The sequence below is a fragment of the Streptomyces griseofuscus genome (assembly GCF_014673495.1).
Classification (GTDB): Bacteria; Actinomycetota; Actinomycetes; order Streptomycetales; family Streptomycetaceae; genus Streptomyces; species Streptomyces murinus.
The window spans coordinates 14,333-29,185 of record NZ_CP051007.1 but is presented as its reverse complement, the minus strand read 5'-3'; the positions used below and the strand labels follow the sequence as shown (position 1 = coordinate 29,185).

The following is a 14,853-nucleotide window of genomic DNA, read 5'->3' as shown; positions in this document are numbered from 1 at the left end:
GCCGCCGTGGACTCGATGGTGTTCGCCCCGCAGTGGACGCACGGCCGGCTGGAGCGGCCGCGCACCGGCGGGGACGGACCGCGCACCTTCCTGGTGCCGCCCGGACAGCACCGGCTGCACCAGGAGCTGACGGAGCAGTGCCCGGACAGCAGGGTGCTGCTGCTCGACGACGCGGCGATCGCCTCGCTCGCCGCCGCTCCGGCCGCCGACGAGCACCTGGTGTTCGTCAGCCGCACCTCCTGGGCCGACGGCATCCGGGACGCCGATCTCACGGCGTTCCTCGGCCTCGTGCACGCCCTCGACCGCTGGCCGCGGGTCCGCCTCGACGTCTTCACCGACAAGGCGGTGCCCAGCCCGCTGTTCACCGCCGCCACGCATCCGGTGGACGGCGTGTACGTCGGCCTGGCACAGGCCCTCGCCAAGGAGCGGCCCGACTGGTCGGTGCGCTGCTTCTGCCTCGCGGACCTCACCGCGGCCGCGCTGTCCGAGGCCCTGGAGCGGCCCCTGCCGACCGTGCCGGACAAGCCCGTGTGCGTCCGCGGCGACGAGTACGCCGTCGCGTCCATGGAACCGGCGTCCCTCCCGGCCTGGCCCGCCCGCTCGGCGTTCCGCACCGGGGGCACGTACGTCATCGTGGGCGGCACCGGCGGACTGGGCGGGCTGCTCGCCGAGTACCTGGCCGCCGTCCACCGGGCCGAGGTGGTCGTCATCGGGCGCCGCCCGGCCGAGGACTTCGCCCCGGCCGCGCAGGCCCTGCGCGAGGCGGGTGCCCGCGCGGTCCACTACCACCAGGCCGACCTGGCCGACGGCCCGGCACTCAAGCGCGCGCTCGACGCCCACGAGGTCGTCCACGGCGTGGTGCACTCCGCGCTGGTGCTGGAGGACTCCGCCCTCGCCACCATGAGCGAGCGGGTGCTGCACGACGTACTGCGCCCGAAGCTGCACGGCACCCGCCATCTGATCGAGGCGCTGCGCGGCCGGGACCTCGACTTCTGTCTCTTCTTCTCCTCCGTGCAGGCCTACATCGCCAGCGCCGGGCAGGGCAACTACGCCGCCGCGTGCGTGGCCAAGGACGCCTGCGCGGACCTGCTCGACCACGCCCTGCTGATCGACGCCAAGGTCGTCAACTGGGGCTACTGGGGCGGGATAGGCGTCGTCGCGAAACCGGAGTACCGCGCGCGCATGGAAGGGCTGGGGATCGGCTCGATCGAGCCTGCCGAGGGGCTGGCCGTCATCGAGCGGTTCCTCGCGTCCGAGCACCGACGGATCACCTGTGTGAAAGGAACGGAAGAGGCGTTGGAGCGCATGGGAATCACGCCGCACAAGCCCGCCGCCACGGTGTCGTCCGCCGATTCCGCGACCGTCCTCGACGACGTGGTGCCGGCCTTCAGGGACGAAGACACGGACGTCGCGCACAACCGGGACCTCGCCGAGCGGCTGGAGGCGTACACCCGGTGGCGGCTGGCGCAGGTGCCGCTGCCGGCGACGGCGATCGCCAAATACGCCAAGCTGCGGGAGGCCATCGCGGCCATGCCGCCGGCGCACTCCCTGCCGCTGGACGAACTCCTGCGCCGGTACCCGGAGCTGGAGGGCCACTGCAAGCTGCTCGACCGGTGCCTGAAACACCTGCCGGACGTGCTGAGCGGCGCCACCGACGCGGTGGAGGTGCTCTTTCCCGACGGGTCCTTCGAACTGGTCGCGCCCGTCTACCAGAGCAACCCCATCGCCGACTACTTCAACCGGATCTGCGCCCGCGTGGTCGCCGCCTACCAGCGCCGCTCGGCGGGGCGCCCGCTGCGCGTCCTGGAGATCGGCGCCGGCACCGGCAGCACCACCGGGTTCGTGCTGCCGGAGCTGGACCCGCACGGCGTCGACTATCACTTCACCGACCTGTCCTACGCGTTCCTGCACAAGGCGCGGGACGCCTTCGGCGCCGACTACCCGTTCCTCACCTACGAGATCTGCGACATCGAGAACCCGCCCGAGGACTACACCGGCCGCTTCGACGTCGTCGTCGCCACCAACGTCCTGCACGCGACGTCGAACGTCCCCGGCACGCTGCGCAACGTGCGCAGGGCGCTGCGCGAGGGCGGGATCCTGGTCCTCAACGAGATCACGGCACGGCAGGACTACGCCACGCTCACCTTCGGCCTCACCGACGGCTGGTGGCTCAGCAACGACCCGTACCGCATCGAGCACAGCCCCCTGCTCTCCAGCGACCAGTGGCGTTCGCTCATGCACGAGGCCGGCTTCGGCGCGGTGCGGCCCCACGGCGGCGACGGCCAGCAGGTCCTGGTCGCGCTGGCCGGCCCGGCGGACGAGCCGTCCGCCGCCGTCCCGGCTCCCGAGGCGGCGGGGGCCGTCGGTGTGCGGGGTGCGGTGGAGGGGTTCGTGCGTGAGGTGATCGCGGGGACGATGCGGCTGGATGTGTCGGAGGTGGAGTGCGACCGGCCGTTCCGTGACATGGGGATCGATTCGCTGATCTCGATGGAGTTGCTGAAGCCGTTGCGTGAGCGGGTGGGGTATGTGCCCGCGACGGTGTGGTTCGAGTATCCGACGGTGGATCGGCTGGTGGAGTTCCTGGTCACCGAGTACGCCGACGCGGTGGCCGAGTCCTTCGGCGCCGCCACTGCCACCGCCACCGCCGCCGTCCCGGCTTCCGAGGCGGCGGGGGCCGTCGGTGTGCGGGGTGCGGTGGAGGGGTTCGTGCGTGAGGTGATCGCGGGGACGATGCGGCTGGATGTGTCGGAGGTGGAGTGCGACCGGCCGTTCCGTGACATGGGGATCGATTCGCTGATCTCGATGGAGTTGCTGAAGCCGTTGCGTGAGCGGGTGGGGTATGTGCCCGCGACGGTGTGGTTCGAGTATCCGACGGTGGATCGGCTGGTGGAGTTCCTGGTCACCGAGTACGCCGACGCGGTGGCCGAGTCCTTCGGCGCCACCGCCGCCACCGCCACTGCCGAGGAGCCGGTACGGCCGGAGCAGACCGAGGCCACCGCGCCGGCCGGGCAGACCGCCCTGAACCAGGGCGAGTTCGCGCCGCGCCCCGGCGACATCGCCGTCGTCGGCATCGCCGCGCGGCTGCCGCAGGCGTCGGACGTCCGGCAGTTCTGGGAGAACCTGCTCGACGGCCTGGACTGCACCTCCACCGTGCCCCCGGAGCGCTTCGCCACCCGCCTGACGGACGGCGCCGCACCCCTGTCGTACACCGACCGCGGTGCCTTCGTCGACGACATCGACGCCTTCGACCACACCTTCTTCGGCCTCACCCCGCACGATGCGGCCCGCATGGACCCCCAGGAACGCCTCGTCCTGGAGCAGACCTACCTGGCGATGCTGGACGCCGGCTACAGCCGGGCCAGGCTCGCCGGCAGCGACACGGGAGTGTTCGTCGGCGTCATGAACGGCGGATACGCCTGGCACACGACCACCGAGCCCGGTGCGCAGCCACCCACCTCGGCGTTCTGGTCGATGGCCAACCGCGCCTCGTACCACTTCGACTGGCACGGGCCCAGCATGGCCGTCGACACCGCGTGCTCGGCGTCCCTGACCGCGCTGCACCTCGCCTGCCAGTCGCTGCGCACCGGCGAGTGCGACCGCGCCGTCGTCAGCGGCGTCAACCTCATCACGCACCCCCGCCAGTACCAGCTCCTGTGCGGGCTGGAGATGCTCTCGCGCGCCGGGGAGTGCCGTCCCTTCGGCTCCGGAGCCGACGGCTTCGTGGACGGCGAGGGCGTCATCAGCCTGATGCTCAGGCCCGCCGAGGACGCCCTGCGCGACGGCGACCGGGTCTACGCGGTCATCAGCGGTTCGGCGGTCAACGCGGGCGGCCGGGCGAACGGCTACACCGCGCCCAATCCCGAGGCCCAGTCCGCGCTCGTCGCCAAGGCCCTCGCCGCGGCCCGGACCTCTCCCGAGGAAGTGGGGTACGTCGAGGCCCACGGCACCGGCACCGCGCTGGGCGACCCCATCGAGCTGCGGTCCCTGGCCAAGGCCTACGCGGCGGCCGGCACCGGCCGCATCCGGCTGGGCTCGGTGAAGTCCAACATCGGCCACCTGGAGTCGGCGGCCGGCCTGAGCGGGGTGCTCAAGGCGGTGCTCCAGATGCGCCACGGCTCCCTGGTGCCCTCGCTGCACGCGGAGCCCCCCAACCCGCACCTGGACTTCGACGCCACCCCGTTCACGCTCGCCGCACGGACCGAGCGCTGGCCCGCGGACCTCCCCCTGGTGTCCGCCGTCAGCTCCTACGGCGCGGGCGGGGCCAACGCCCACGTCGTCCTGCGCGGAGTGCCCGAGCCCCCCGCGCCCGCGGCGAACGCCACCCCGCGGCGGGACCGCTACGTCATCCCGCTCTCCCACCACACCGCCGCGGGGCTCCAGTTGGCCATGGACGGGCTGCGGGAGTGGCTGAGCGGGCGGCGCGTGGACATGGACGCCCTGGCCTACACGCTCGCGTGCTGCCGCGACAGCTTCGCGCACCGCGTCGCGATCGTCTGCCGCGACCAGGACGAGCTGGTCCGCGCCCTGGAGCGGGACCTGCCGCGCCGGCCCCGGCGCCGGACCGCGCCGGCACCGGCGGCGGCGGAACTGACCTCCCGCACGGCCGAGGACATCGCGGCCCTGTACGAGTCCGGCGGCACCCCGGACTGGGACCGCTACTACCCGAGGACCACCCCCGTCGAACTGCCCGCCTACCCGTTCCTGCGCCACCGCCACTGGGTCGACTCCGCGGAGTCCGGCTTCCGTTCCCTCGCCACGCTGGTGTCCGCCCACCGGATCGACGGCGTGGCCATGGCGCCGGCGGCCTGGACGCTCGCCGTCCTCGCCGACCGGGCGGAGGGCCGGGCGCTGGGCAACGTGCTGTGGCAGAAGCCGATCACCGACCCCGGTGCCCTCGAAGTCCGCGAGCGCGGCGGCGAGATGTCGCTCGTCGACCGCGTCACCGGCGACGTGTACTGCACCGCCGAGGCAGGGGCGCCCACACCGGTCGGGAACCCGCCCGACCTGCCCGCCGCCACGCGCAGGCAGTCCAGGACGGAGATCTACGACGCCTTCCGGCGGCTCGGCTACGACTACGGCGAACCGCTGCGCGGTGTGCGCTGGGCCGAGGTCGGACCGGACACGGTACGGGCCTTCCTCCACGTGGACCACGACTGGGGGTACGGCCTGTCGCCCGCGCTGCTGGACTGCGGAATGCAGCTGTCCATCCTGCTGGCGGCCGAACGGACGCCGGACGCCCCGGTGTTCGTCCCCTGCCACCTGGGCCGGCTGACCGTGGTCCGGGCCCCGCGCACCGAGGCGGTGTACTGCCACTGCGTGACCCGGCCGGGCGGCTCCTCCCCGAGGACCCGCACCTACGACTTCTTCTTCACCGACGAGAACGGCGACGTCCTCGTGGCCCTGGAGGAAGCGGTGTCCGTGGCGATCGACGGCAGCGCCCCGGCGGCGACCCGGCACGGCGCCCAGGCGCCCGCGCCGGCCGCCGCGCCGTTCACCGTCCTCGAACTGAACTGAGGGGGGCGGCGATGGCCGGCGATGTCGTGATGTTCCCCGGACAGGGCTCGCAGCGCATCGGCATGGGCAAGGAGGTGTTCGACGCCTATCCGCAGCTGTGCGACAGGGCCGACGAGATCGTCGGCCACTCGCTGCGCGAGCTGTGCCTGAAGGACCCGGACGGACGGCACAACGAGACCTCCCGCACCCAGGAGGCGGTCTATTTCGTCAGCTGCCTGATGTACCTGGCGTACGCCGAGGAGCACGGCGCGGAGCAGGTGCGCTGCCTGACGGGCCACAGCCTCGGGCTGTACCCGGCTCTCTTCGCGGCCGGCGTCTTCGACCTCTTCGAGGGACTGGAGATCGTCTCCCGGCGCGGCGCCCTGATGCAGGAGGCGCGGGACGGGGCGATGGTGGCGGTCCTCGGACCGCGGGCGAGCGAGATCGACGACCACCTCGCCCGGCTGGAGTTCTTCGACGTGGACGTGGCCAACTACAACAGCCCGGAGCAGGTCGTGCTCAGCGCCCTGAAGCCGCGCCTGGAGGAGCTGGTGCCGCGGCTGGAGGAGACCGGCCACCGCTGTGTGTGGCTGCCGGTCAGCGGGGCCTTCCACTCCCGCCACATGGAGCCGGCCCGGCTCCGGTTCGCGCAGTTCCTGCGGGACCGCACGTTCACGCCGCCCACCAAGCCCGTCGTCTCCACGACGAGCGGCCGGACGCTGGGAGCCCGTCACCTGCTGGAGGAGATGGTCTTCCAGCTCGTCAAACCGGTGCGGTGGTGGCAGACCGTGACCCATCTGTCCCGTACCGGACACAAGACCTTCGACGAGGTCGGTCCCGGCCGGGTGCTGACCAAATTGAGCGCAGAGATCCTCGGCGACGAACCCTCGCCGCAGGCCGAGCCCAGGAAGTGATGACCGTGGTAGAAGCAAAAAGCAGGATCGCCGTTGTCGGCGGCGGCGGCTCCGGGTCCGTCGCGGCCTGGCTGCTGGCCCGCAGGCACGACGTCACCCTCTTCGAGGCGGACGAGTACCTGGGCGGCCACGCCTACAGCCACCCGGTCGAGACGGACCAGGGCACCCTCCACGTCGACATGGGCGTGGAACACTTCAACGAGAAGCTCTCGCCCAACCTGTTCCGGCTGCTGACCGACTTCGGCATCGGCACCTATGTCGCCCCGTCCTCGGTGCACGTGGACTTCCCCGGCGAGCAGCAGTCGTGGAACAACCTCGACTTCCTCGGCGAGCTGCGCGAGGAACTGCACGAGGAGTTCGACCGGTTCCACCAGGAGATGAACCAGCTGCCCACCTCGGGCGACGACTCGTACAAGCAGATGAGCATCGGCGAGTACCTGGACAAGCACGGGTACTCCAAGAGCTTCAAGTACAAGGCGATGAACCCCATCCTGAGCATCTACTCGGGCTGCCACGCGCCGTCGCTCGACTACAACCTCATGTACGTCGCGCTGTCGTTCAGCATGAACCTGCTCTCCTTCTTCTCCGCCGGGTACTGGCGCAAGGCGCAGGGCGGAATCCACTCCTACCTGGCCAGGATCGAGAGCGACCTGGGCGAGCGGGTCCGCCTGAACACGCCCGTCGAGGCCGTCGTACCGACGCAGTCCGGGGTGACCGTGCTGGCCGGCGGGCAGGAGCACCACTTCGACCAGGTCGTGTTCGCCACGCACGCGGACGTGACGCTGCGGCTGCTGCGCACCTCCGACCAGCAGTACCGGGACCTGCTCGGGGACTTCGCCTACGTGCCGGTCGAGAGCGTGCTGCACCAGGACGAGAGCTGGCTGAGCCCGGCCGGCGGCGGCGCCTACTGCCAGTTCCGGATGCCGGAGGGCTTCGAACTCGCCCGCGCCGAGGAGCAGATGGGCAGCCTGACCCGCAACTGCAACGTGCTCCACCCCTACCGGAAGGTCTCCTCGCCCATCCTGATCACCTTCGACCCGCAGGAGGACGTCGACCCCGAGCGGGTCATCGTCCGCCGCGAGTGGAAGCTCCCCCAGCTCCGGCCGGTGGACGTGCGCCGCAAGAAGCGGCTGCACGAGATCCAGGGTCTGAACGGCCTCTGGTTCTGCGGCACCGACACCAGCGTCACCGGCCACGAGGGAGCGATCGTCTCCGGCATGGTGATCGCGGACCGGCTGGGTGTCCCGCACCCCTTCCCGGACGACGCCCCCGCCGCCGCGCAGTTCCGCGGCATCAAGGAATTCATGGGCGTGTGAGCCAGCACCCGCCCGCCTGTCGCAGCCTCACTTTCTCTCACGGGGATGACCCATGGAATCGCTAGCACCTCGATACACCGACCTCGCCGCCTCGGACCTGCCCGGCGCGCAGGCCGGAGCCACGGTGGTGATCACCGACCGGCAGGACATCGCGTCGGCGGCCCGCTCCATCGGCGCCGAGTGCTGGCACTGCGACCCCGCCACCGAGAGCGACGAACGGATCGGGCGGGAACTGGGCCGGTACGCCGCCCGGTGCACCACCCTGGTGGTGGCATGGGGCGACGGGCACGCGGACGGCACACCCGAGTACGACGCGGCGCTCCGGTTCGCCCGCGCCGGTCTGGCCCTGCTCCAGGCCGTGCGCGGGTCGGGGCGCCCGGTCCGTCTCGTCACGCTGTCCCGCACCGGGGACACACTGCCCGCGCTGCTCGACGGCATGGCCAGGACGGCGGCGCTGGAGTGCCCGCTCGTGCACACGGCGGTCGAGTGGAGCGGCACCGTCACCCCACGGCGGCTGCGCGCGTGGATCGATGCCGGTGCCGGCCGGCCGGGCGCGGTGCTGCGCGCCGAGGACGACCGGATCGGGCTCCTGGAGCACACGCCCCGCCCGCTGGAGGGCACCGGGGCGCGCGAGGTGTTCGGCGACGGCGACTCCGTCGTGGTCATCGGCGGGGCCGGGGGCATCGGACGGCAGCTGTGCCGGTATCTGAGCCGGCACTGCGGCGTCCGGGTGTTCGTCCTCGGCCGCGGCACGCCGGGCCCGCGGGTGCGGGAGGCGCTGAAGGAAGCGGGCGTGCACAGCCATCTCGGTGCCCCCGCCGACGACCCCGAGGCGCTCGACGGCGCCCTGCGCTACCTCCACGACCGGTTCGGGCCCGTCAAGGCGGTGTTCAACCTCGCCGGAGTGCTCGACGACTGCCTGCTGTACCACCTCACCCCCGACCGCCTGGAGCACGTCCTGCGGCCGAAGGTGGCCACCGGCCTCAACCTGGCGGCCCTCACCGGGCCGCACCGGCCCGGCATGGTGGTGCACTTCAGCTCGCTGACGAGCGTCACGGGCAATGTGGGCCAGGCGGCCTACGCGGCGGCCAACGCCTTCCTCGACCGGCTGAGCGCGCACCGGCCCGACTGGTACAGCATCAACTGGGGCCTGTGGGACACCGACGGCATGCGGATGCCGGACGACGACGGCTCCGGGCTGCGGGCGATGCCGCCCGAGCAGGCCTGCGACACGCTGCTGCGGGCCCTCGCCACGGGGACGCGCCGGCTGGTCGTCTACGACGGACAGCCGGGCCTCCTCGCCACCGGGACCGGGGCCCCCGACCCCTCCGCGCCGCCCCGCGGCGCCGCGGACGCGCCCGCGGCGGGCTCCCGCGACGGCGGGCCGTCCGCCGACGGCCTCCTGGCCGGCACGACCCGGTGGCTGCGGGAGCTGATCGTCCGCCACAGCGGGCTGCGGGGGCTGCGCGACGACGAGAACCTGCTGGAACAGGGGCTGGACAGCGTCGGCAGCATCCGCGTCAGCAGGGACATCGAGAGCTGCCTGGGCATCGCCGGCTCGTCCCGGCTGAGCCGCGCGGTCCTCTTCGAGTACCCGACGGTCGCCGCGCTCGCCGCCCACCTGGCCGAGACCTTCGCCCCGGAACTGGAGACCTTCCTCACCCGCGAGGACTCGCCCTCCCCGCAGCCCACCGCGCCCCCGGAATCCGCCCCGCCCCCGGAGTCCGCCGCCTCCCCGGAGCCCGTGCCGGCACCGGCGGTCCGCGCGGCCGGGACACCGCCCCGGCCCGCCGGGCGGCAGCGGGCGTCCGCTCCCGCGGCGGCCCGGTCCGAGGACGCTCCCGCGGCGGACGCCTACCGCCCCGACGACATCGCCGTCATCGGGATGGCCGGGGAGTTCCCCGGCGGCGCCGACACCGAGGCGTTCTGGCAGGCGCTGCTGCGGGGCGACGACGCGGTACGGGTGATCCCCGGCGACCGCTGGGACTGGCGCGAGAACCACTCCTTCGCTCCCGACGAGCCGGGCACCGCCTACGGCCGCCACGGCGGATTCCTCGACCACGCCCTGGACTTCGACCCCGTCTTCTTCAACATCGCGCCCCTGGAAGCCCGTTTCATGGACCCGCAGGAGCGCCGCTTCCTGCAATCCGTCTACCACGCCCTGGAGGACGCCGGGTACTTCGCCCGGCCGACCGGCGACATGGGCGTCTTCGTGGCCGCCATGTTCGGCCACTACCAGGACCTCACCGCCGCCGACCGGGTGATCGGCAGCTCGTTCGCCGCCATCGCCAACCGGGTCTCGTACGCCTTCGACCTGCACGGCCCCAGCATCGCCCTGGACACCATGTGCTCCGGCGGCCTCACCGCCCTGCACCTGGCCGTGCGCAGCATCCGCGCCGGGGACTGCGCGCTGGCCGTGGCCGGCGGGGTGAACCTGATGACGCACCCCGGCAAGTACCGCCTGCTGTCCGAGGGCAGGTTCCTCAGCCCCACCGGCCACTGCCAGGCCTTCGGCGTGGAGGCGGACGGCTACGTCCCCGGCGAGGGAACCGCCGCCGTGGTCCTCAAGCCGCTGTCCGACGCGCTGCGGGACGGCGACCGGGTGCACGCCGTCATCCGGGCGACGGCGGTGAACTCCGGCGGCCGCACGGCCGGTTTCACCGTGCCCTCGGAACGGGCCCAGCACCGGGTGATCGCCGCGGCCCTGGCCGAGGCGGAGATCGAACCGGGCGCGGTGACCTACGTCGAGGCCCACGGCACGGGCACCCGGCTCGGCGACCCGATCGAGGTGCGCGCCCTGAGCCGGGCCTACGGCGGACCCGAACAGGGCCGCGCCTACCTGGGCTCGGTGAAAAGCAACATCGGCCACCTGGAGTCCGCCGCGGCGATGGCCGGACTCGTCAAGGTCGTCAAGCAGCTCGCCCACCGGACCCTGGCGCCCACCCTGCACTGCACGCTGGAGAATCCCGACCTGCACCTGGCGGACTCGCGTTTCGCCCTGGTCAAGGAGACCCTGCCCTGGCCCAAGGGCAGCGGTCCCACGCGGTTCGCCGGACTCAGCTCGTTCGGCGCGGGCGGCGCCAACGGGCACGCGATCGTCCAGGAGTTCGTGGCACCCCCCGACACCGCCCCCGTCCCCGCGTTCCCGTGCTACTTCATCCCGCTCTCCGGGCGCGACGAGGCCGCCGTGCAGCGGCGCGCGGACCAACTGCTCGCCGCCCTGCGCGACGCCCCCGACACGGCGTCGTACCTGTACGGGCTGAGCTACACCCTGTGCTGCGCCCGCCAGCACTTCCGGGTCCGGCGCGGCTACTGGGCGACCAGCGTCGCGCAGCTGGCCGAGCGGCTGGAGCACGCGGCCGGCGCCGCCCCGGCCGTACCGCCGGCCGACGACGCCTGGGCCGAAGCGGCAGCCGCCTACCTGGCCGGCGAGCGGGCCGACTTCGCGGCGCTGTTCCCGCGGCCCATGCTGGTGGACGCCCCGCTCTACCCCTTCGCCCGCGAGCGGTACGTGGCCGAGACGCTCGACCACGCCAACCGGCCGCCCGCCCGCACGGCCCCGGCCGCACCGCAGGCCGGCCCGGCGGGGGACGACACCCTGCTGCTCACCCCGGTGTGGCGGCCGCACCCGGCCGAGGAGCCGGCCGGTGCCCCGCCGCCCTGCGTCCTCGTGCTCACCGACCGCGGCCCGCGGCCCCCGCTGCCCGAACCGCCCGCCGGACTCCGGCTGATCCGGGTCACCCCCGGTGACACGCTGGTGATCGAGGCGGACCGGATCGAACTGCCCGAGGGCGACGACACCGCCGCCCGGCGGGCCCTGGACCACCTCACCGGCGATCTGGGCCTGGACCACCTGTACTGGCTCGACCTGCGGCGCGAGGTGACGGCGGCGGCCCAGCTGTCCTTCGCCAAGGCGGTGCAGGGCTGCCGTACCCCGTCCACCGTCCTCGGCGTGACCCGCGAGAGCGAGGCGGCCGAGGCGCGCGCCTGGGCCGGATTCCTGCACGGACTGGCGGAGGAGAACCCGCATGTCCGCACGGTCCAGGCGCGCCGCGCCGGCGACGGTCCGGCGCTCGCCGACGGCTGGGGGCCGCTGCTGGACGAGCTGCGCGCCGCCCGCCGGCCGCTCACCGAGGTCCGGTGGGCCGACGGCACCCGGTACACGCGCGAGCTGACCGAACTCCGCCTCGCGGACGGGCAGCGCGCCGGCGTCCGGCTGCGCACCGGGGGGACCTATCTCGTCACCGGCGGCCTGGGCAAGGTCGGCCGGGCCATCACCGAACTCCTCGCCGAGCGGTACCGCGCCACGGTGATCGCCGTGGGCCGCTCCGCGCCGGACGCCGCGCAGCGGCAGTGGATCGCCGGCACACCGGGGCTGCACTACGAGCAGGCGGACATCACCTCCGCGGCCCGGACCCGCGAACTGGTCGACACCGTCCGCGCGCGCTTCGGCGGCATCGACGGCGTCGTCCACTGCGCCGGTGTCGTGCGCGACGCCCTGGTGCAGAACAAGTCGGCCGGGGACGCCGAGGCGGTGCTCGCCCCCAAGCTGCGCGGCACGCTGAACCTGGACCGGTGCACCGCCGACCTGCCGCTGGACTTCTTCTGCGTCTTCTCCTCCATCTCCAGCGTCATGGGCAACACCGGGCAGAGCGACTACATCGCCGCCAACCGGTTCCTGGACGAGTTCGCCGCCGAGCGCGCCCGGCGCGTGGCGGCGGGCGAGCGCGGCGGCCTCAGCCTGTCGGTCAACTGGCCGCTGTGGCTGGACGCCGAGGACGAACGGCGCGAGCAGTACCAGGCGCTCGCCGCCTTCCTGCGCGGCCAGTTCGGGATGGAGCCGCTCTCCGCGCGCCGCGGCGCGCAGTTGTTCCTCGACCTGGTCGACGGCCTGCCGGCGACATGCCATCAGGTCGTCCCCTGCGTCGGCGACCTCGCGCGGATGCGGCAGCGGCTGCTGCCGGGCGCCGCCCCGGCCGCCGCGCGCCCGGCCCCCCGCCCCGGCGCGACGCAGGAGGAGCTCGGCGCACGGCTCCTGGAACTGGTGCGCGCTCAGACCGGCCTGAGCGCCGAGGACATCGCCTTCGACAGCAGGTGGGGCGACCTCGGCTACGACTCGGTCATGCTCCAGCACCTGGCCCGGCGGCTCGGCCCCGAGTTCGGCGTGGAGACCCCGCCCAACGCCCTGTTCAAGTACAGCAGCATCGCCTCGCTGAGCGCCTATCTGCGGGACCAGGGCGCGGCCGGCGCACCGGACACGCCGGGCGAGGACGCGGCGGGCGCACCGCAGGGGCCGGACCGGGACGCACCGGACACACCGGCCGCCCCGGACCAGGGCCGGGCGCCGGCCGTGCCGCGGCCCGCGCCCTCCGGCACGGCGGAGCGGAGCACCGGACGCGGCCGGTACGCCGTGGTCGGCATGAGCGGCATCATGCCCGCGGGCGAGAACCTCGCGGACTTCTGGCGGCTGCTCGTCGAGAACGGCAGCGCCATCCGTCCCGTGGAACGCTGGAAGAACCGCGACCGGCAGTACTTCGCGGGCACCATCGACGACCACGACGCCTTCGACCACTCCTTCTTCGGACTCTCCGCCCGCGAAGCGATGCTGATGGACCCGCAGCACCGGCTCTTCCTCCAGAGCGCCTACAACGCTCTGCTGGACGCCGGCTACGCGCCGGGATCGCTGCGGGAGGTGGGCGTCTTCGCCGGAGTGCAGTTCAGCGAGTACCAGACGGCCCTGCAGCACAGCGAGGACCGCGCCCACCCGTACACCGTCACCGGCAACGCGCACGCCATGCTCGCCAACCGCGTGTCCCACCTGCTCGACTTCACCGGACCGAGCCAGACGGTCGACACGGCCTGCTCCAGCGGCCTGGTCGCGCTGAACCGGGGCGTGCTCTCGCTGGCGGCCGGGGAGTGCGACGTCGCTCTCGTGGGCGCCGTCAGCGTGCTCGTCGACCCGGCCGCCACCGACGCGGCGAGCGAACTGGGCGTGCTCTCCCCCGACTTCCGCTGCGCCACCTTCGACAAGGACGCCAACGGCTACGTGCGCGCGGAGGGCGTGGGGTGCGTGGTCGTCAAACGGCTCGACGACGCCCGGCGCGACGGTGACGCCGTGCTCGCGGTGATCGAGGCGGTGGCCGAGAACCACGACGGCCGCTCGAACTCGCTCACCGCACCCAACCCCGACGCGCAGGTCGCCCTGCTGAACCGGGTCTACACCCCGGAGCTGGCCGAGCGGGTCTCCCACATCGAGGCGCACGGCACCGGCACCAACCTGGGCGACCCCATCGAGATCGGCGCGCTGCGCACCGCGTTCGGCCGGCTGGCCCCGCACCGCGAGCCGGGCAGCGTCACCCTGGGCGCGGTGAAGACCAACGTGGGCCACCTGGAGCCGGCCGCCGGCATGGCGGGGCTGCTGAAGCTGCTGCTGTGCCTGCGCCACCGCCGCCTGCCGGCGAACATCAACTTCAAGGAGCTCAACCCGCTGGTGGAGCTGGCCGGTTCGCCCTTCCGGCTGCTGCTGGAGAACGAGCCGTGGGAGCGGGGCACCCCCCTGGTGGCCGGCGTCAGCTCCTTCGGGTTCGGCGGGTCCAACGCGCACGCGGTCCTCTCCGAGGCACCCGCCCCGGCGTCCGGGCCGGCGGCGTCGCGGCCGTACTGGCTCATCGCCCTCAGCGCCCGCTCCCGTGCCTCGCTCACCGCGATGCGCGACGGTCTGCTGGAGTGGCTGGACGGCCCGGAGGGCCGGCACGCGGAGCTCGGGGACATCGCCCACACCCTGGCGGTCGGCCGCGACCATTTCGAGTACCGCCTGGCCTGGGTCGTCTCCGACACCGCGGAACTGCGCCGGCGGCTGGCGCAGGCCCGGCCCGAGGAGGCGGCCAAGTGCCGGTCCCGGCGGCTGACCACACACCCGGTGCGGCTGCCGGCCCCGACGGACCCCGGCCACCGCGCGGCGCTGGACGAGGTACGGGCCCGCTACGCCGAGGGCGAGGAGTTCGCATGGGAATCGATGTTCGAAGGCGAGCGGTTCGCCCGGCTCCATCTGCCGGGCTACGCCTTCGAGAAGAACCGGTTCTGGTTCGAGTGACCGGCACCGGCAAGGCAACGGCGCGCCGGCGAACCGG

At 73.3% G+C, this 14,853-nt stretch carries 4 protein-coding genes; all 4 read left to right on the top strand.

Going from position 1 to position 14,853, the window contains the following annotated elements; all coding sequences use genetic code 11:
- Nucleotides 1-15 precede the first annotated feature (15 nt).
- From HEP81_RS39305 to HEP81_RS39290, 4 genes are read left to right on the top strand one after another with little or no spacing between them, the layout of a single operon-like run.
- The gene (locus HEP81_RS39305) at nt 16-5,514 is read left to right on the top strand and encodes a beta-ketoacyl synthase N-terminal-like domain-containing protein (RefSeq protein ID WP_243279862.1); all 5,499 of its coding nucleotides are present in this window, start codon (nt 16-18) and stop codon (nt 5,512-5,514) included.
- A gap of 11 nt (nt 5,515-5,525) precedes the next feature.
- Nucleotides 5,526-6,407: an ACP S-malonyltransferase gene (locus HEP81_RS39300; protein WP_190276117.1), complete on the top strand. Its 882-nt coding sequence runs from the start codon at nt 5,526-5,528 to the stop codon at nt 6,405-6,407.
- Entirely contained in the window at nt 6,407-7,723 is a 1,317-nt protein-coding gene (locus tag HEP81_RS39295; protein ID WP_051850692.1) for an FAD-dependent oxidoreductase, read from the top strand. The genes HEP81_RS39300 and HEP81_RS39295 overlap by 1 nt, the downstream gene beginning before the upstream one ends.
- A 52-nt stretch (nt 7,724-7,775) precedes the next feature.
- A complete protein-coding gene (locus tag HEP81_RS39290; RefSeq protein ID WP_106980096.1) occupies nt 7,776-14,816 on the top strand; it encodes an SDR family NAD(P)-dependent oxidoreductase in 7,041 nt (2,346 codons plus the stop codon).
- Nucleotides 14,817-14,853 lie beyond the last annotated feature (37 nt).